The organism is Lysobacter sp. GQ73 (assembly GCF_059758755.1).
In genome coordinates this window covers 319706-338424 of record NZ_JCAXEE010000001.1, presented here as the reverse complement: position 1 = coordinate 338424, position 18719 = coordinate 319706, and the positions used below count along the sequence as shown (strand labels likewise).

Here is an 18719-nt window from a genome sequence, read left to right as displayed (position 1 = left end):
CGCAGAAGCGAATCGGTCGCGAGAAAATCGCTCCGACGCACCGCCTGGCCCGCCGCTTGCTTAAGTTAAGGGTTGCCGCCCAAGCAGGTCCCGTTTGGAAGTGCTTGAAAAGCGGCGGGATTGTACCAGCCCGCGGCGGTGAATGCGACCTGTGGGCCAATGATTCGGCGCATCCGCGGCCGATACGGCGCGCGCCGGTCAGTCGCCGGCTTCGCCCGGCGTCCGTTCAGCCTTTCTGCCGAGATCGCGCATGCGCGCCTGTTTGAGGTCGTCGATCATGACCTGGGCTTCGAGCCCCGGCTGCAGCCGCCACTGCCCCTGGGCCTTGCGCAGGCTGACCAGGTCGACGACCGTGGCCGCCGCGCAGCGCATAGACATCGTCCCGAGCTTGTTCGCCGCGTCGCCTCCTGGCGCGAGTCCACCATTCGCAGCATCCGGCTCGGAGCCGCTCAGCCGCCCTGCGCCGCCCAACGGAACAGGCGCTGCGGCTGCAGCCGGCCCTCGGCCTGGCGCAAACCCAGGCCCAGGCAGCGCCCGGCCTCGCCGAACACCGCGACCAGGCCCGGCTCGCCGGGCTCGCAGCCGACCGCCTGGCCGTGGCCGAGGCGCTCGGCCGCGCTCGCATCCAGGCTGACCCGGCCGAAACCGGTCAGGCCGGCCTCGATCGGCAGCAGGCAGGCGTCGAGGGCGGGGTCGCTGCCCTGCTCGGCCAGTTCGCGCAACGCGTCTAGGGTGATCATGCGCGGCTGCATGAACGGTTCGACCCAGAGCCGGCGCAGCGTCGCGACGTGGGCGCCGCAGCCGAGCGCTTCGCCGAGGTCGCGGACCAGGCTGCGCACGTAGGTGCCGGAACCGCATTCGATATGCAGTTCCAGGCGCGGGCCGTCGCGGCCGGTCACGCTCAGGGAATGAACGACGACGTCGCGCTCGGGCGCCTCGATGACTTCGCCGCGGCGCGCCTTGGCGTACAGCGGCTCGCCGCCTTGCTTGAGCGCCGAGTAGATCGGCGCGCGCTGGCGGATCGGGCCGCGCAACGGCGCCAGGGCCGTTTCGATCGCCGCGTCGTCGAATTCGGGCACGGCGCGTTCGAGCAACGGCGCGCCATCGGCGTCGTCGCTGTCGGTGGTCAGGCCGAGCACCGCAGTGGCGCTGTAGGCCTTGCGCGCGCCGAGCAGCAGCCCGGCGATCTTGGTCGCTTCGCCGAAGCACAGCGGCAACAGGCCGGTCGCGAGCGGGTCGAGGCTGCCGGTGTGGCCGCCTTTTTCTGCGCGGAACAGATGCCGTGCCTGCTGCAGCGCCTGGTTGGAGCTGATGCCGGGGGGCTTGTCGAGCAGCAGCAGGCCGTCGACGTTGCGCCAATTGCGTTTACGCGTGGTGTTCAAGCAAACCGTCCGCCCCTGCCTGCGCGATCTGCGCGTCCTGAACCGAATGCGTACCGGATACGCCGATCGCACCGATCACCTCGCCGCCCACGATCGGCGGCAGCCCGCCCTCCAACGGCGACAGACCATCGATGCCGAGCAGCCGCAAGCCCAACCCGCCGACGGCGACCGCGTCTTCGAACGCCTTGGTCGGACGGCGGAACCTGAGCGCCGTTTCGGCCTTGGCCTGTGCCACGGGAATGCTGCCATATTGCGCCTGATCGAGCTTGTGCAACATCACCGGATGGCCGCCGCCGTCGACGATGGCGGTGACCAGCGGCCATTGCAGGCGTTCGGCCTCGGCCTGGGCCGCGCGCATGACCCGCGCGGCGTTCGCCAGCGGGATCGGCGCGCCGTAACGCGGCGGTGGCTGCGACATGCGGGGGCTCCTGCTCGGGCAAGAAAGATGGGAAGGAGAGATAGAAGGAAATCGCCGCGCGGACTGCGGCCGCATGCCGGCGCGAGGCGCCGGCAGTGCTCGTCGCCAGCGCCGCCAGGAACGGGCCCTGCGGGTGGCGACCGGAGCGCCGCCGCGAGGCAGGCCGCAACCATGCGCCCTCGCCGGCGCTTATTCGGGCTTGTTCCTTGGGCTTGTTACTCGGGCTTGGCGTCGCCGTCGGCGTCGCTGGCTTCGCCGTCGGCCTGCCCGGCTTCCAGCGGCGGCAGATCGCGCAGCAGGATGCCGATGCGCTCGCCGCGATCGACCGAATCGTCGTAATGGAAATGCAGTTCGGGCACGTGGCGCAGCTTCATCGCCCGACCCAGTTGGTAGCGCAGCTCGCGCGAGAGTTCCTTGAGCGCCTTGACCGCCTCCTTGGAACGCTCGGCCTGCAGCGCGGTCACGAACACCTTGGCGTGGGCCAGGTCGCGCGAGACCTCGACGTCGGACACGCTGACCGACGGCAGGTTGTGCTCGCGCACGGCCTCGTGCACCAGCGTGCCCAGTTCGCGGCGGAGCTGGGCGGAAACGCGGTCGGTGCGATGGAACGATTTGTTAGGCATGAGATTCGAAATTGGAGATTGGGGATTCGCAGAAACGGAGCGAAGGAGCCGGAGATTCGGGACCCGCCTTCGCGAATCCCGAATCCCGAATCACGAATCCCGGCCTCATTACAGCGTGCGCTGCACTTCGATGCGCTCGAAGCACTCGATCTGATCGCCCGGCTTGACGTCGTTGTAAGCCTTCACGCCGATACCGCATTCGGTGCCGTTGCGGACTTCGTCGACGTTCTCCTTGAAGCGGCGCAGCGATTCCAGCTCGCCCTCGAACACCACGGCGTTGTCGCGCAACACGCGGATCGGCTTGCTGCGCTTGACCACGCCTTCGACCACCATGCAGCCGGCGACCGCGCCGAACTTGGAGCTGCGGAACACGTCGCGCACTTCGGCGATGCCGATGATCTCTTCGCGGATTTCCACGCCGAGGATGCCCGAAGCCACCTGCTTCACCTGGTCGATCACGTCATAGATGATCGAGAAGTAGCGCAGGTCGACGCCGTTGCCTTCGATGATGCGGCGCGCGGAGGCGTCGGCGCGGACGTTGAAGCCGATCACCGTGGCCTTGGCCGTAGCCGCCGCGTTCGCGTCGGACTCGGTGATGCCGCCGACGCCGGAGCTGATCACGTTGATGCGGATCTGGTCGTTGGACAGCGCCATCAACGACTGGCGCAACGCCTCGACCGAGCCCTGCACGTCGGCCTTGATGACCAGGTTGAGGCTCAGCTGGCCCTCGCCCTTGCCCATCTGGGCCATGATGTCTTCCATGCGGTTGCCCGCGGCGGCGACCAGGCGCGACTCGCGGCGCTTGGCGTCGCGCTGCTGGGCGACGTCCTTGGCCAGACGCTCGTCCTCGACGACCACGAAGTCATCGCCGGCATCCGGCACGCCGGACAGGCCGAGCACCTGCACCGGGATCGACGGACCCGCTTCCTGGACCTGGCTGCCGGTCTCGTCGAACAGCGCACGCACGCGGCCGTACTGCACGCCGCAGACGAGGTAGTCGCCCTTCTTGAGCTGGCCCTGCTGGACCAGCACCGTCGCGACCGGGCCGCGGCCCTTGTCGAGCGCGGATTCGATCACCGTGCCGGTGGCGCGGCCGATCGGCACCGCACGCAGTTCCAGCACTTCGGCTTGCAGCGAGATCGCGTCGAGCAGATCGTCGACGCCGTCGCCGGTCTTCGCCGACAGCTCGACCATCTGGGTATCGCCGCCGAAATCTTCGGCCACGATGCCCTCGGCGAGCAGTTCGTTCTTGACCCGCAGCGGGTCGGCGCCGGACTTGTCGATCTTGTTGATCGCCACGATCAGCGGCACGCCGGCCGCCTTGGCGTGCTGCACGGCTTCCCTGGTCTGCGGCATGACGCCGTCGTCGGCGGCCACGACCAGCACCACGATGTCGGTCAGCTTGGCGCCGCGCGCGCGCATCGAAGTGAAGGCGGAGTGGCCCGGGGTGTCCAGGAAGCTGATCACGCCGCGCGCGGTTTCGACGTGGTACGCGCCGATGTGCTGGGTGATGCCGCCGGCTTCGCCCGAGGCGACCTTGGTGCGGCGGATGTAATCGAGCAGCGAGGTCTTGCCGTGGTCGACGTGACCCATGATGGTCACCACCGGCGGACGCGCGACCTTGTCGCCCTGCACTTCCTCGGCGTGCGCGATCAGCGCGTCCTCGGCGGCGTTGGCGTTGGTGCGCACCACGGTGTGGCCGAGCTCTTCGGTCACCAGCGCGGCGGTGTCGTGGTCGATGCTCTGGTTGATGGTCGCCATGACGCCCATCTTGAACAGCGCCTTGACCACGTCGCCGCCCTTGAGGGCGAGCTTCTGGGCCAGGTCGGCGACCGTGATGGTCTCGCCGATCGCGACTTCGCGCACGATCGGCGCGGTCGGACGCGAGAAGCCGTGCTGGCCGCCGCCGGAGCGCGCCTGCTCGGACTGGCGGCGCGGCTGCGGCCGCGACTTGCCGCGCGAGCTGCTGGTGCGGCGGGCGCGGTCGGAAGCGCTCAGGTGCAGCTGGCCGGCGAAGCGGTTGGCCGCATCGTCGTCCTCGACGCCGGCGACCATCGCGTGCGAGCCGCGGGTCTTGTGGCGCGGCGCGTTATGGTCGACCCGGGCCGGAGCCGGCGCGGCCGGCTTCGGATGGCCGTGACCGTGGGCGGTCGGCGGCTTACGCACGGCCGTGGTCGTGTCGGCGGCCGCTTCGGCGGCTGCGACGACGACGCTGGCGTCGGCGAGCTTGGTCTTCTGCTCTTCCTCGGCTTGCTCGGCCTTGGCGCGCGCGGCCTCCTCGGCGGCGCGACGCGCCGCATCGGCCGCGTCGGCGCGACGCTGGTCGTCTGCGGCCAGGCGCTGCTGTTCGGCAAGGTTGCGCTGCTTGGACTCTTCGAGCTTGCGCAGGATCTCGGCGCGCTCGTCGTCCGGCGAGATGGACTGGCCGGATTCGCTCGGCTTGACCAACGTCACCTTCTTGCGCACGACCACGTCGACGGTGGTGCGGTTCTTGCCGCCGCCGACGGTGATCTCCTGCTTGCGGCTGCGGTTGAGCGTGATCTTCTTGGCTGCCTCGTCGGTCTCGGCCGGCTTGTCGGCCTTGCCGTGAGCGCGCTTGAGGAAGCCGAGCAGCTTGACTTTTTCGATGCTGGTGACGACCTGGTCGGGGCCGCTGAACTTCATGCCGGCCTCGGCCAGCTGTTCCAGCAACTTCTCGACCGGCGTATTCACCAGTTCGGCCAGCTTGCGGATGGTGGTTTGCTGCGACATTCGGTTTCCGTGTCCTCGTGGCGCGGGACGAGTCCCGCGCGTGATGGCGCCATTCTAGCTCCGCGCGCGCCGCACGACCGGCTCGCGCAGACCTTTTTGGCCTGCCCGCGGACCGGGCCGATGCCCGATCCTGCGAATCCGAGGCCGGCCAGGCCGGTCTCGGTGTGCCGCAAGACGCTCTTTGAGCCTCTTGCGGCGTGTGTCACCTCATTCGAACCAGTGCTTGCGCGCTTCCATGATCAGGGCGGCGGCACGTTCCTCGTCGACGCCTTCGATATCGGTCAACTCGTCGGTCGCCAGGTCGGCCAGGTCGTCGCGGGTGACCACGCCGCGCGAGGCGAGCGTGAAGGCCAGCGATTCGTCCATGCCCTCCAGCGACAGCAGATCGGCGGCCGGCTGGTGCTCGTCGAGCTCTTCCTCGGCGGCCAGCGCCTCGTTGAGCAGGGCGTCGCGGGCGCGGGCGCGCAGTTCCTCGACGATGTCCTCGTCGAAGCCCTCCACCGCCAGCAGCTCGCCGACCGGCACGTAGGCGATTTCCTCGACCGTGCTGAAGCCTTCCGAGACCAGGATGCCGGCGATTTCCTCGTCGACCTCGAGCTTGTCCTGGAACAGCTGGCGGGCCGAGTTCTGTTCGGCCTCGGACTTCGCCGTGACCTGGTCCTGGGTCATGACGTTGAGCTGCCAGCCCGACAGGCGGCTGGCGAGGCGCACGTTCTGGCCGCCCTTGCCGATCGCCTGGGCCAGGCGGTCTTCGGCCACGGCCAGGTCCATCGAATGCTTTTCTTCGTCCACGATGATCGACTGCACTTCCGCCGGCGCCATCGCGTTGATGACGAACTGGGCCGGGTTGTCCGACCACAGCACGATGTCGACGCGCTCGCCGTTGAGCTCGTTGGACACCGCCTGCACGCGCGAACCGCGCATGCCGATGCAGGCGCCGATCGGATCGGTGCGGTTGTCGTGGGCGAGCACGGCGATCTTGGCGCGGTCGCCCGGATCGCGGGCGCAGGCCTTGATCGAGACCAGGCCCTGGCCGACTTCCGGCACTTCGAGCTTGAACAGCTCCATCATGAATTCGGGAGCGGCGCGGCTGATGAACAGCTGCGGGCCGCGCGGCTCGGTGCGCACGTCGAACAGGAAGCCGCGCACGCGGTCGCCGGCGCGCAGCACGTCGCGCGGGATGCCCTTGTCCTTCGGGATGATCGCCTCGGCGTTGCCGCCCAGGTCGACGTAGATGTTGCCGCGCTCCACCCGCTTGACGATGCCGGTGACCAGCTCGCCGACGCGGTCCTTCCACTGGTCGACGACCTGGGCGCGCTCGGCTTCGCGCACGCGCTGGACGATGACCTGCTTGGCGGCCTGGGCGGCGATGCGGCCGAAATCCGGGTTCTCGATCTGCTCTTCGATGTAATCGCCGACTTCGACGCCCTCGACCTCGTCGATCGCGTCCATCAGGCGGATCTGGCGGTCCGGCGACTCCATGACTACGTCGTCGGCGACGACTTCCATGCGGCGGAAGGTTTCGTAGTTGCCGTCTTTCTGGTCGATGCTGACGCGGACCAGCACGTCCTCATCGTGGTAGCGCTTCTTCGCGGCCGAAGCCAGCGCGGCCTCGATGGCCTCGAAGATCACTTCGCGCGGCACGCCCTTCTCGTTGGCCACCGCGTCCACTACCAGCAACAGTTCCTTGCTCATTTCGTCACTCCGCACGGGTCGGCTCGCAGCCGCCGGCTATTGGGATTGGTAATTGGCTGAATCTGAATCGTTCCGATCACTTCTTCTTCGAAGGCTTGGCCTTCGAGGACTTGTTCTTGGGTCGGCCCTTGGCCGGCGCGCCTTGCGGCTCGCCCTTGCTCGGAGCCAGGCCGAGCGCGGCCCAATCCGGCACCAGGCGGCCCTTGTCGATGTTCGAGAACGGCACCGTGAAGGTGGCGGCCTCGACCGTGAACACGACCTGCTCGCCTTCGACGGCGTCGATCCGGCCCTGCAGGCGGCGACGGCCCTCTTGCGGCAGCTTGAGCGCGACCTTGACCGTCTCGCCGATCAGGCGGCGGTAATGCTCGAGGGCGAACAGCGGACGGTCGATGCCCGGCGACGACACTTCGAGGGTGTAATTGCTGCTGATCGGATCTTCGACGTCGAGCTGCGCAGACACTTCGCGGCTCACCGCCTCGCAGTCCTCGATCGACACCGAACGCGGTTCGGCGCCATCGGCGCCGGCGGCGGCCTCGGCGGCGGGCACGTCGATATAGATGCGCAGCACGGCATTGCCGGCGGCCGGCAGATATTCCACGCCGAGCAATTCCACGCCCAACGACTCCACCGTCGGGGCGAGCAATGCAGCGATTTGCGTTGCCTTGTCCGTCACGCGCCTTGACTCCTGACTCGGGTTGCGACTGGTCTGACCAATCTTCGATACGTCCTGTTTCCGCTGCCACCGGTTTCGCGGTCCGCCAGCGCATGAACGCGGGACGCGGTTCGAAACCGGGCTTTCCGGAAACCCAAAAACAACAAGGGGCCCATCGGGCCCCTTGTCCGTACAACTGGATTTCGGTGTGTTCGCGCGAGCAGAGCGCGATCACAAAGCCCGAGCTTCGCGGCCAAAAAAGAAAGCCTCTAGAGAGGCTTTCGATTCGCCAGCCGAAGCTGGTAGCGGGGGCAGGATTTGAACCTGCGACCTTCGGGTTATGAGCCCGACGAGCTGCCAGACTGCTCCACCCCGCATCAGGCCGACCATCATAACGGCCGGCGTTACTTTCTGCAAGCCTGCAATCAGATCTTCATGATTGCCGCTTACCGCTGCAACAGAACCGGTGGCGTCCCTGGGGACTTCGCGGCGTTGGTGCAGGCCGCAATCTTAATGCGCATTCAAATATTTTCAAGTCTTTTCTGCGATGAGCGTTGCAATCGGTCCGGGCGCGGGTAAAACGCTGTCGCCATTTTCAACCCCAGGCCTTGCAGGGGCTGGTCGCAGCGCCCTTGCGCCGTGGTGCCACCTACTCGCCAGCCCCCGCGGGCACGCGTATCCATGAACGCCGAGGCGCCATGCGGCTTGGCCGGACCGCAGGCTCCAGGCGTTCTCGCACGAACTGCGGTGGCTGTTCGGCTACGCCGAAATAAAGCGGAGCCCGCCTGCGTGGGATGACGGCAAGAACGCAGGCGCGGGCGACGCCGTCGCAGAGGTAAACCCGGAGCCCCAAAAAAGAACGAACCCGGCGCAGTGCTTTCGATGCCGTCTGCAGCTCCCCTCGCCTCCCCGGCTGGTCGCAGGTTCGAATCCTGCCCCCGCTACCCGCTTCGCCGGAGATGCGCTCGGACCCATGCAATCGCTCGACCGCCGGCCGCAGGAATCGCCTGCCGTAAACGCATCGGGCCGGCGAAAGCCGGCCCGATGCTGGAACTGTCGGCGAAACCCTCGCCGGTTTCGCGTGCCGCCGCCGATCAGGCCGCGAACGCGCGCATGCACCAGTCCATGATCGGGTTCCAGGCCAGCCCGAGCGCCAGCAGCGCGAGCGCGTTGACGCCGAACACCACGCGCAGCGGGCGGTCGTCGCTCGGCGCCGGCATCTTGCCGTCGGGCTCGTCGAAATACATCGCCTTGATCACGCGCAGGTAGTAGAACGCGCCGATCACCGCGAACACGATGCCGACGATCGCCAGCCACAGCATGTCGCCCTGCAAAGCGGCCTTCAGCACCGCCAGCTTGGCCCAGAAGCCGAGGAACGGCGGCAGGCCGGCCAGCGAGGCCATCACGCACAGGACCATGCCGGCCAGCCACGGGCTGCGCGCGTTGAGGCCCTTGTAGTCGTCGATCCTGTCGGCCTCGAAACCGCGCCCGGACATGACGATGATCGCGGCGAACGCGGCGGCCGACATCAGCGCGTAGCTGATCGCGTAGAACATCGCCGCGGCGAAGCCCTGCGACCCGCCGCCGGCCATGCCGAGGAACAGGAAGCCGACGTGCGAGACGGTCGAGTACGCCAGCAGGCGCTTGAGGTTGGTCTGGACCAGCGCGCTGAGGTTGCCGATCGCCAGCGACAGCACGGCCAGGCCGGCCAGCAGCAGGCGCCAGTGGTCCTCCTGCCCCGCCGCGCCGACTTCGAGCAGGCGGTAGGTCATGCCGAATGCGGCCAGCTTGGGCGCCGAGCCGATGAACAGGGTGATCGGGGTCGGTGCGCCCTGATAGACGTCGGGCAGCCACATGTGGAACGGCGCCGCGCCGAACTTGAAGGCGATGCCGGCGACCACGAACACCACGCCGGTGATCATCATCAGCGAGGACGGGCCGACCTGGGCGGCGATCGCGATCTGGTCGAGCATCAGGCTGCCGGTGGCGCCGTAGATCAGCGACAGGCCGTACAGCAGCAGGCCCGAGGCCAGCGCGCCGAGCACGAAGTACTTGATCGCCGCTTCCGAGGCCAGCGGGCTGTCGCGGTCCACGGCGACCAGCGCGTAGGAACACAGGGCCAGCATTTCCAGGCCGAGGTAGACCATGACCAGGCTGCCGGCCGAGACCAGCAGCATCATGCCGGCGATCGCGAACAGCATCAGCACTGCGACTTCGCCCTTGTACAGGCCGCGCGCGCGCAGGTAGGGCCAGGTGTAGATCATCGACAGGATGCCGACCACGCCGATGCCGAGCTTGAGGCCGTCGGCGGCGGTGTCGCGCACGAACATGCCGCTGAGCACTGTGCCCTGCCCGCCGACGTCGAAGGCGATCAGCGCCGTCGCCACCGCGACCACGACGATCGCGAACACGTGGGAGACGATGCGGTTGCGCTCCTCGATGAACAGATCGAGCATCAGCAGCGCGAACGCGCCGACGATCACCACCAGTTCGGGCAGCAGGGGCATCAGGTCGGCGAAGGTCCGTACGGGCATGTTCATTAGTGAATCTCTTGGCGGATCCGGCTCGGTTCGGGAGCCTTGCTCTAGGAGCGAGTGGAGAGGAGTGAGAAGTGAGCTGCGGGTACCCGCGCTTCCGACTCGTTCCTCACTGCTCGCTTCTACTCACTTCTGCGCGGGCAAAGCCCGCGCATTACAGCTTGCTCGCGACGATCTGGCTGGCCAGGTTCGCGATCGCGGGCTCCATCAGGTCGGTCAGCGGCTTCGGCCACAGGCCGAGCACCAGCACGCCGGCCGCGAATACGCCCAGCACCAGCGCTTCGCGCGGGTTGATGTCCTCGAGCTCGGCGACGTGGGCATTGCCGACGTCGCCCCAGATCACCCGCTTGACCAGCCACAGGGTGTAGCCGGCGCCGACGATCAGGGTGGTGGCCGCGCCGAACGCGATCAGCGGGTGCTGCTGGAAGCTGGCCACGATGACCATGAACTCGCCGACGAAACCCGAGGTGCCCGGCAGGCCGGAGTTGGCCATCGCGAACAGCACCACGAACGCGGCGAACCACGGCATCACGTTGGCGACGCCGCCGTAGTCCTTGATCATGCGGCTGTGCATGCGGTCGTAGAGCACGCCGACGCAGGTGAACATCGCGCCCGACACGAAGCCGTGGCTGATCATCTGCACCATCGCGCCCTGCAGGCCCAGGCGCGCGGCATCGGTGCCGTGGGCATCGCCGTTATGGACCAGGGCGAAGGCGATGAAGGTGCCCAGGGTGACGAAGCCCATGTGCGAGACCGACGAATACGCGATCAGCTTCTTCATGTCGTCCTGGACCAGGGCGACCATGCCGACGTAGATGATCGCGATCAGGCTCAGCGCGATCACCAGCCAGGCCCATTCGTGGCCGGCGTCCGGCACGATCGGCAGGACGAAGCGCAGGAAGCCGTAGCCGCCGATCTTCAGCATGATCGCGGCCAGGATCACCGAACCGGCGGTCGGCGCCTCGACGTGCGCGTCCGGCAACCAGGTGTGGACCGGGAACATCGGCACCTTGACGGCGAAGGCGATCAGGAAGCCGAAGAAGATCCACATCTGCTCGGCCGCGTTGAGCTGCAGCGCGTACATGTCGGCCAGCTGCCAGCTGCCGCCCTTCAGGTACAGGTAGATCAGCCCGACCAGCATGAACACCGAGCCGAGGAAGGTGTACAGGAAGAACTTCACCGACGCATAGACGCGGCGCGGGCCGCCCCAGACGCCGATGATGATGAACATCGGGATCAGCATGCCCTCGAAGAACACGTAGAACAGCATCGCGTCCAGGGCCGAGAACACGCCGACCATCAGGCCTTCGAGGATCAGGAAGGCGGCGTAGTACTGGCTGACGCGCTTGTCGATCGAGGTCCAGGCGCTGATCAGCACCAGGGTCGAGGTCAGGGTGGTCAGCGCGATCAGCGCCGCGGAGATGCCGTCCGCGCCGAGGTGGTAGCGGATGTCGTAGGTCGGGATCCAGGCGTGGTCTTCGACCAGTTGCATCGCCGCGCTGCCGAAATCGGCATGGGTGAACATCGTCACGCTCAGGCCGAGGGTGACGAGGGCCACCACCAGGGCGAACCAGCGCGCGGCGTTGGCGCGCTCGTTGCCGAACGCGAGGGTGGCGAAACCGCCGAGGATCGGCAGCCAGATCAGAATGCTAAGCAAGGGCACGGGGGTCACGTCGGGTGTCCTTGTCGGATTAGTGCCAGAACCGGATGACGACGGCGAGCAATGCAATCAGGCCGAGGATCATCGCGAAGGCGTAGTGGTAGAGGTAACCGGACTGGACGCGGCGGGTCAGGTTGGCGACGAAGCCGACCAGGCCCGCGCTGCCGTTGACCACGGCGCCGTCGATCAGCTTGCTGTCGACCGCGCGCGAGGCCTTGCCCAGGCCCACGCCGCCGGCGGCGAAGCCGTCGATCCACAGATTGTCCATGCCGTACTTGTTCTCCAGGATGCGCACCGGCAGCGCGAACAGCTTGCGCGCCTTGGCCGGCAGGTCCGGCTTCCACCAGTACATGACCGTGGCCAGGGCGAAGCCCGAGAAGGCCAGCCAGAACGCCGGCGCCTGGAAGCCGTGCAGCGCGAAGGCCACCGGACCGTGCCAGGCCTCCTCGCCGACCATCGCGATGGTGTCGCGGGCGGCATCGAGGTCGATCGCGCCGAGGAAGAACGGCAGCTGCTTGACCTTGTAGTCGAGCCAGTCGGTGCCGAACAGCATCGGGCCGGCGGTGAAGAAGCCGATCAGCACCGACGGGATCGCCAGCAGGATCAGCGGCACGGTGACCACCCACGGCGACTCGTGCGGCTCGTGCGGACCATGGTGGCCGTGGTCGTCGTGCGCATCGTCATGCTTGCCGTGGTCGTGCTTGCCATGATCGTCGTGCGCATGCGCGGCGCGATCGTCATGAGCGTGCCCGTCGTGAGCGTGCCCGGCGTGCGCGTCGCGGAAACGCTCCTTGCCGTGGAAGGTCATGTACAGCAGGCGGAAGCTGTAGAACGCGGTCACGAACGCGCCGAGCAGCACCGCCCAATAGGCGTACTGGGCGACCCAGTTGGCGTGCTCGCCGTGTGCGGCATGGTGCGCGGCCTCGATGATGGTGTCCTTCGAGTAGAAGCCGGCGAAGAACGGCGTGCCCACCAACGCGAGCGTGCCGAGCAAGCTGGTCCAGTAGGTGATCGGCATGTACTTGCGCAGGCCGCCCATCTTGCGCATGTCCTGCTCGTGGTGCATGCCGATGATGACCGAGCCGGCGGCCAGGAACAGCAGCGCCTTGAAGAAGGCGTGGGTCATCAAGTGATAGACCGCGGCCGAGTACGCCGACACGCCGAGCGCGACGGTCATGTAGCCCAGCTGCGACAGGGTCGAGTACGCGACCACGCGCTTGATGTCGTTCTGGACGATGCCGATCAGGCCGGTCCAGAAGGCGGTGGTGGCGCCGATGAAGAGGACGAAGTTCAGCGCCGTCTGCGACAGCTCGAACAGCGGCGACATGCGCGCGACCATGAAGATGCCGGCGGTCACCATCGTCGCGGCGTGGATCAGCGCCGAGATCGGGGTCGGGCCTTCCATCGAGTCGGGCAGCCACACGTGCAGCGGGACTTGCGCCGACTTGCCCATCGCACCGATGAACAGGCAGATGCAGATCACCGTCGGCAGCGACCAGACGATCGGGTGCTCGCCGCCCCAGACCTGGATGGTGCGGTCGGCCAGGGTCGGCGCGTTGGCGAACACGGTGCCGTAGTCGAGCGAACCCAGCGCCCACATCACCGCGCAGATGCCGAGCAGGAAGCCGAAGTCGCCGACGCGGTTGACCAGGAAGGCCTTCATGTTGGCGAACACCGCGGTCGGCTTCTTGAACCAGAAACCGATCAGCAGGTAGGACACCAGGCCCACCGCTTCCCAGCCGAAGAACAGCTGCAGGAAATTGTTGCTCATGACCAGCATGAGCATCGAGAAGGTGAACAGCGAGATGTAGCTGAAGAATCGCTGGTAGCCCGGGTCTTCGGCCATGTAGCCGATGGTGTAGACGTGGACCAGCAGCGAGACGAAGGTGACGACCACCATCATCATCGCGGTCAGCTTGTCGACCATGAAGCCGACGTGGGCCTCATAACCGCCGACCTGGAACCAGGTGTAGATGTTCTCGTTGAACGGCGAGGCGCCCTGCCCGGCCAGCTGCCACAGCACGTACATCGACATCGCGCAGCTCGCGGCGACGCCGAGGATGGTGATCGTGTGCGAGCCGGCGCGGCCGACCTTGCGTCCGAACAGGCCGGCGACGATCGAGCCGAGCAGCGGCGCGAGCACGATCGCCAGCAGGATGGACTTGGAGATTGCGGGTTCCATGCCGGATCAGCCTTTCATCGTGTCGATTTCAGCGACGTTGATCGTGCGCCGGTTGCGGAACAGCGTGACCAGGATCGCCAGGCCGATCGCGGCCTCGGCGGCGGCGACGGTCAGGATGAAGAACACGAACACCTGACCGGCCGGATCGGCCAGCTGACGCGAGAACGCGACGAAGTTGATGTTGACCGCGAGCAGCATCAGCTCGATCGACATCAGCAACACGATCACGTTCTTGCGGTTGAGGAAGATGCCGGCGACGCTGATGCAGAACAGCACCGCGCCGAGGGCGAGGTAATGGCCCAGGGCGAGACCGGCCCCGAAGAATTCGCTCATGGCTTGGCCTCCTGTGCGGCGGGCTCGGCGGGCGCCGGCACCGCCGGTTTGACCGCGTCCATCTTGATGATGCGGATGCGGTCGCTGGCGCGGACGCGGGCCTGGGCGCTCGGATTCTGGTGCTTGGCGCCCGGGCGGCGGCGCAGGGTCAGCATGACCGCCGCGATCACCGCCACCGTCAGGATCACCGCGGCGACCTCGAACGGCAGCAGGAAGTCGGTGAACAGCGCGTGCGCCAGCCACTTGGTGTTGGAGGCGCCGGCGGCGTCCGCGGTCAGCGGCGTGGCCAGGCTGGCCTTGACCCCGATCAGGGTCAGCATTTCGGCCAGCATCACCACCGCGACCAGCAGGCCGAACGGCAGATAGCGGACATAGCCTTCGCGCAACGGCGCCACGTCGATGTCGAGCATCATGACCACGAACAGGAACAGCACCATCACCGCGCCGACGTAGACCAGGATCAGGGCCACGCCGAGGAACTCGGCGCCGGCGATGATCCACACGCAGGCCACCGAGAAGAAGGTCAGCACCAGGCTGAGCGCGGCGTGGACCGGGTTCTTGACGCTGATCACGGCCGCGGCCGACAGCGTGGCGGCGGTAGCGAAGACGAAGAAGGCGATCTGGGCGAGATCCATATCGTGGGTACTCAGCGGAAGGCGGCGTCGGCAGCGCGGCGCTCGGCGATCTCGGGTTCGAGACGGTCGCCGATGGCCAGCAGCTGCTGCTTGTTGACGATGTTCTGTCCGCGTTGGTCGAAGTGATACTCGTGGATGTGGGTTTCCACGATCGAGTCGACCGGGCAGGACTCTTCGCAGAAACCGCAGAAGATGCACTTGAACAGATCGATGTCGTAGCGCGTGGTGCGGCGGGTGCCGTCGGCGCGCTTCTCCGAGTCGATCGTGATCGCCAGCGCCGGGCACACCGCCTCGCACAGCTTGCAGGCGATGCAGCGCTCTTCGCCGTTGGGATAGCGGCGCAGCGCGTGCACGCCGCGGAAGCGCGGCGATTGCGGGGTCTTCTCCATCGGGTACATCAGCGTGTACTTGGGCTTGAACAGGTACTTGAGCGTCAGCCCGAGGCCCTGCGCGAGCTCGATCAGGAGCAGGCTCTTGAAATAGGAAACGATGCGGTTCATTAGGATGCCTGTGTCACTGTCCCGGCTCGAACACGCCGTAGTACGCCATCACCGCGACCACGCAGATCCAGGCGATGGTCAAGGGAATGAAGACCTTCCAGCCCAAACGCATGATCTGGTCGTAGCGATAGCGCGGGAACGAAGCGCGGAACCAGATGAAGCAGCTGGCGAAGAAGAACACCTTGACCAGCAGCCACCACCAGCCGTCGACCGACAGCAGCGGAATGCCCAGGCCCTGGAACGGGCTCAGCCAGCCGCCGAGGAAGAACAAGGAGGTCAGGAAGCTGATCAGGATCATGTTGGCGTATTCGGCCAGGAAGAACAGCGCGAACGCCGACCCCGAATACTCCACCATGTGCCCGGCGACGATTTCCGACTCGCCTTCGACGACGTCGAACGGCGCGCGGTTGGTCTCGGCCACGCCGGAAATGAAATACACCACGAACAGCGGCAGCATCGGCAGCGCGAACCACTCCAGCGCGCCGGCGTTGCCGGACTGCGCCATCACGATCTCGGTGAGGTTGAGGCTGCCGGCGCCGACCATCACGCCGACCATGGCGAAGCCCATGGCGATCTCGTAGGAAACCACCTGGGCCGCAGCGCGCATCGCGCCGAGGAAGGCGTATTTCGAGTTCGAGGCCCAGCCGGCCAGGATGATGCCGTACACGCCGAGCGAGGTCATCGCCAGCAGGTACAGCAGGCCGGCGTTGGCGTTGGACAACACCATCTGGGCGTCGAACGGCACTACCGCCCAGGCCGCGAACGCCGGCGCCAGGGTCAGCAGCGGCGCGAGCTTGTACAGGAAGGACTCGGCCTTGGTCGGCTGGATCACTTCCTTGAACAGCAGCTTGAACACGTCGGCGAAGGCCTGGAGGATGCCCATGCCGACGTACATCGGACCGCGGCGCACGTGCATCCAGCCGATCAGCTTGCGTTCCCAGACCACGTAGAAGGCGACGGTGACGATCACCGGCATCGCGATCAGCAGGATCTTGAGCACGATCCAGGCGACCGTGCCGATCATGCCGAACGATTCCAGCCAGGCGTGGAAGGGATCGACCACTTGGGCGATTGCGGTGGCAGTGTTCATCGCGCTCATGCCCTCACCACGTTGACGCGGGCGGCGCCGAGCGGCGCGGTGGCGCCATGCCCGCTTTCGATCCAGACCGTGCCCGGCGCGACCTTGTCGCTGATCGCGACCGGCAGCGTGGCGGTGCCGGCGCCGGCGCTGAACTTGCCGACCGCGCCGTCGGAAAACCCGAGCGCGGCGGCGTCGCTGGAATGCAGCACCGCGCGCGGTTCGAGATTGAGCGGATGCGACTGCAGTGCGGGCGCGCGGCGCACGGTGGCGTCGCTGCGGTAGATCGCGGTCGATACCGCAACCTCCAGGCCCTCGCCCGCCGGCGTCGGCGCGCGGCCGGCGGCCGGCGCCAGCTCGCGGGTCTGCAGGCCGGCGCGCAGGCCGGCCAGATCGGTGAACTCGAAGCCCTTGGCCGACAGCTCGCCGCCAAGCGCACGCAGCACGCGCCAGCCCGGACGCGCTTCGCCCGGCAGCTTGCCGCCGCAGACCGCACGCTGCTCGAAGCCGTCGAGGTTGGTGAGGGTGGCGTCGACCTCGGGCAGCAGGCCGATCGGCAGGATCACGTCGGCCACGGCCTTGGTCGAACGGCAGGCGTAATGGCTGAAGGCCACCACCTGGGCCGCGCCGAGCGCGCGCAGCGCGCTGGCGGTGTCGGCGAAATCCAGGCCCGGCTCGATGCCGTAGACGATGTAGGCGCCGCGCGCCTCGTCGAGCATGCCGCGCGCGTCGCGGGCGCTCGGCAGCACGCCGTGGCGGGCCAGGCCGACCGCGTTCGCGCCCTGCGGAATCCGGCACAGGCGCGCACCGGTGGCCTCGGCGAAGGCTTTCGCGGCGGCGCGGATGGCGGCGGCGTAAGGGCCGTTCTCGGCCAGCGCGCCGACCACGATCGCCGCATGGGCGGCGTTCTTGGCGACTTCGCGCAGGGCTTCGTCGCCGAGCGCGGCGGCGAGCTGCGACGGCGCCACGATGCGCTTGCCGGCGACATCGAAGGTGAAATCGAAGTCGACCGGATTGACCACGTGCACCTTGGCGCCGCGGATGAAGGCCTTGCGCACGCGCTGATGCACCAGCGGCAGCTCGTGACGCAGGTTGCTGCCGACGATCACGACCACGTCGGCCTTGTCGATCTCGGCGACCGGCATGGCGAAGGTCTCGGCCACGGCGGCGTCGGACAGGTCGTGCTGGGAGATGCGGTGATCGAGGTTGCCGGTGCCCAGGGCCTCGGCCAGGCGAGCCAGCAGCGCGCCCTCTTCGTTCGAGGTCGCCGGGTGCGCGAGCACGCCGAGGTTGTCGCCGCCGTTGTCGCGCAGGATCTGCGCGGCGCGGGCGAGCGCCTCGTCCCACGAGGCTTCGCGCCATTCGCCGCCGTCCTTGACGAGCGGACGCTGGGCGCGGTCTTCCGCGTACAGGCCCTGGTGCGAATAGCGGTCGCGGTCCGACAGCCAGCACTCGTTGACCGCTTCGTTGTCGCGCGGCACGGTGCGCAGCACGTCGCCGCGGCGCACGTGCAGGAACAGGTTGCTGCCGAGCGCATCGTGGTAGCCGAGCGACTCGCGCGCGGTCAGTTCCCACGGACGCGCCTTGAACTGGAACACCTTGTTGGTGAGCGCGCCGACCGGGCACACGTCGATGACGTTGCCCGACAGCTCGGTGGTCAGCGGCTTGCCGTCGTAGGTGCCGATCTGCAGGTTCTCGCCGCGGTACATGCCGCCGAGTTCGTAGGTACCGGCGATCTCGGCGGTGAAGCGCACGCAGCGCGTGCACTGGATGCAGCGGGTCATCTCGGTCGCGACCAGCGGGCCGATGTCCTCGTCGGGCACCACGCGCTTGCGCTCGGAGAAGCGGCTGACCGAGCGGCCGTAGCCCATCGACAGGTCCTGCAGTTCGCACTCGCCGCCCTGATCGCAGATCGGGCAGTCGAGCGGATGGTTGACCAGCAGGAACTCCATCACGTTGCGCTGCGACTTCAGCGCCTTCTCGCTGCGGGTGACGACCTTCATGCCGTCCATCACCGGAGTGGCGCAGGCCGGCGCCGGCTTCGGCATCTTCTCGACCTCGACCAGGCACATGCGGCAGTTCGCCGCGATCGCCAGCTTGTCGTGGTAGCAGAAACGCGGGATCGCGATGCCGGCCTTGTCGGCGGCCTGGATGATCATCGAACCCTTCGGCGCGGCCATCTCGACCCCGTCGATGAAGACGGTGACGTGGTCCGGCGGCAGGTTCGGGTTGACGGGCTGGGCGCTCATGCTGGCTCTCCCGGGACTCGGGAC

At 67.5% G+C, this 18719-nt stretch carries 15 protein-coding genes and 1 tRNA gene; all 16 read right to left on the bottom strand.

Annotated features, from left to right (window positions below):
• Positions 1 to 198: 198 nt before the first annotated feature.
• A complete protein-coding gene (locus AC6CH2_RS01430) occupies positions 199 to 378 on the bottom strand; it encodes a hypothetical protein (protein WP_498267618.1) in 180 nt (59 codons plus the stop codon).
• A gap of 71 nt (positions 379 to 449) precedes the next feature.
• Positions 450 to 1382 carry a tRNA pseudouridine(55) synthase TruB gene (gene truB / locus AC6CH2_RS01425; RefSeq protein WP_498267617.1) on the bottom strand — a complete coding sequence of 311 codons (933 nt, stop codon included), beginning with the start codon at positions 1380 to 1382 and terminating at the stop codon, positions 450 to 452.
• On the bottom strand, positions 1366 to 1740 hold the full coding sequence (locus tag AC6CH2_RS01420; protein WP_498267616.1) for a GlcG/HbpS family heme-binding protein: 375 nt from the start codon (positions 1738 to 1740) through the stop codon (positions 1366 to 1368). Before AC6CH2_RS01420 ends, truB begins: the two co-directional genes overlap by 17 nt.
• A 275-nt stretch (positions 1741 to 2015) precedes the next feature.
• Positions 2016 to 2423, bottom strand: coding sequence for a 30S ribosome-binding factor RbfA (gene rbfA, locus AC6CH2_RS01415; protein ID WP_498267615.1), 408 nt, complete (start codon positions 2421 to 2423; stop codon positions 2016 to 2018).
• Between the two features lie 108 nt (positions 2424 to 2531).
• Positions 2532 to 5174, bottom strand: coding sequence for a translation initiation factor IF-2 (gene infB / locus AC6CH2_RS01410; RefSeq protein ID WP_498267614.1), 2643 nt, complete (start codon positions 5172 to 5174; stop codon positions 2532 to 2534).
• A 207-nt stretch (positions 5175 to 5381) separates the two neighbouring features.
• Complete coding sequence (nusA, locus tag AC6CH2_RS01405) at positions 5382 to 6869, bottom strand: transcription termination factor NusA (RefSeq protein ID WP_435395785.1); 1488 nt, start codon at positions 6867 to 6869, stop codon at positions 5382 to 5384.
• Between the two features lie 76 nt (positions 6870 to 6945).
• Entirely contained in the window at positions 6946 to 7542 is a 597-nt protein-coding gene (gene rimP, locus AC6CH2_RS01400) for a ribosome maturation factor RimP (protein ID WP_435395784.1), read from the bottom strand.
• Between the two features lie 279 nt (positions 7543 to 7821).
• Positions 7822 to 7898, bottom strand: a tRNA-Met gene (locus AC6CH2_RS01395).
• Positions 7899 to 8615: 717 nt separating this feature from the next.
• Positions 8616 to 10061 (bottom strand): NADH-quinone oxidoreductase subunit NuoN, encoded by a 1446-nt coding sequence (gene nuoN, locus AC6CH2_RS01390; protein WP_435395783.1) that lies wholly within the window; start codon positions 10059 to 10061, stop codon positions 8616 to 8618.
• Positions 10062 to 10212: 151 nt separating this feature from the next.
• A complete protein-coding gene (locus AC6CH2_RS01385) occupies positions 10213 to 11730 on the bottom strand; it encodes an NADH-quinone oxidoreductase subunit M (protein ID WP_435395782.1) in 1518 nt (505 codons plus the stop codon).
• 19 nt (positions 11731 to 11749) lie between these two features.
• The gene (gene nuoL / locus AC6CH2_RS01380) at positions 11750 to 13900 is read right to left on the bottom strand and encodes an NADH-quinone oxidoreductase subunit L (protein WP_498267613.1); all 2151 of its coding nucleotides are present in this window, start codon (positions 13898 to 13900) and stop codon (positions 11750 to 11752) included.
• 6 nt (positions 13901 to 13906) lie between these two features.
• Positions 13907 to 14233, bottom strand: coding sequence for an NADH-quinone oxidoreductase subunit NuoK (nuoK, locus tag AC6CH2_RS01375; RefSeq protein WP_057918244.1), 327 nt, complete (start codon positions 14231 to 14233; stop codon positions 13907 to 13909).
• Positions 14230 to 14868, bottom strand: coding sequence for an NADH-quinone oxidoreductase subunit J (locus AC6CH2_RS01370; RefSeq protein WP_435395780.1), 639 nt, complete (start codon positions 14866 to 14868; stop codon positions 14230 to 14232). The genes nuoK and AC6CH2_RS01370 overlap by 4 nt, the downstream gene beginning before the upstream one ends.
• An 11-nt stretch (positions 14869 to 14879) precedes the next feature.
• The gene (gene nuoI, locus AC6CH2_RS01365) at positions 14880 to 15368 is read right to left on the bottom strand and encodes an NADH-quinone oxidoreductase subunit NuoI (RefSeq protein WP_435395779.1); all 489 of its coding nucleotides are present in this window, start codon (positions 15366 to 15368) and stop codon (positions 14880 to 14882) included.
• A 13-nt stretch (positions 15369 to 15381) separates the two neighbouring features.
• On the bottom strand, positions 15382 to 16458 hold the full coding sequence (gene nuoH / locus AC6CH2_RS01360; RefSeq protein WP_498267612.1) for an NADH-quinone oxidoreductase subunit NuoH: 1077 nt from the start codon (positions 16456 to 16458) through the stop codon (positions 15382 to 15384).
• A 5-nt stretch (positions 16459 to 16463) separates the two neighbouring features.
• A complete protein-coding gene (gene nuoG / locus AC6CH2_RS01355; RefSeq protein ID WP_498267611.1) occupies positions 16464 to 18695 on the bottom strand; it encodes an NADH-quinone oxidoreductase subunit NuoG in 2232 nt (743 codons plus the stop codon).
• Between the last annotated feature and the right edge of the window lie 24 nt (positions 18696 to 18719).

What these genes read in the sequence shown, in the direction of transcription:
- AC6CH2_RS01430 (WP_498267618.1), bottom strand. Translation starts at nt 378, where the DNA reads ATGTCTATGCGCTGCGCGGCGGCCACGGTCGTCGACCTGGTCAGCCTG.
- AC6CH2_RS01420 (WP_498267616.1), bottom strand. Translation starts at nt 1,740, where the DNA reads ATGCGCGCGGCCCAGGCCGAGGCCGAACGCCTGCAATGGCCGCTGGTC.
- rbfA (WP_498267615.1), bottom strand. Translation starts at nt 2,423, where the DNA reads ATGCCTAACAAATCGTTCCATCGCACCGACCGCGTTTCCGCCCAGCTC.
- infB (WP_498267614.1), bottom strand. Translation starts at nt 5,174, where the DNA reads ATGTCGCAGCAAACCACCATCCGCAAGCTGGCCGAACTGGTGAATACG.
- nusA (WP_435395785.1), bottom strand. Translation starts at nt 6,869, where the DNA reads ATGAGCAAGGAACTGTTGCTGGTAGTGGACGCGGTGGCCAACGAGAAG.
- nuoN (WP_435395783.1), bottom strand. Translation starts at nt 10,061, where the DNA reads ATGAACATGCCCGTACGGACCTTCGCCGACCTGATGCCCCTGCTGCCC.
- nuoL (WP_498267613.1), bottom strand. Translation starts at nt 13,900, where the DNA reads ATGGAACCCGCAATCTCCAAGTCCATCCTGCTGGCGATCGTGCTCGCG.
- nuoK (WP_057918244.1), bottom strand. Translation starts at nt 14,233, where the DNA reads ATGAGCGAATTCTTCGGGGCCGGTCTCGCCCTGGGCCATTACCTCGCC.
- AC6CH2_RS01370 (WP_435395780.1), bottom strand. Translation starts at nt 14,868, where the DNA reads ATGGATCTCGCCCAGATCGCCTTCTTCGTCTTCGCTACCGCCGCCACG.
- nuoI (WP_435395779.1), bottom strand. Translation starts at nt 15,368, where the DNA reads ATGAACCGCATCGTTTCCTATTTCAAGAGCCTGCTCCTGATCGAGCTC.
- nuoH (WP_498267612.1), bottom strand. Translation starts at nt 16,458, where the DNA reads ATGAACACTGCCACCGCAATCGCCCAAGTGGTCGATCCCTTCCACGCC.
- nuoG (WP_498267611.1), bottom strand. Translation starts at nt 18,695, where the DNA reads ATGAGCGCCCAGCCCGTCAACCCGAACCTGCCGCCGGACCACGTCACC.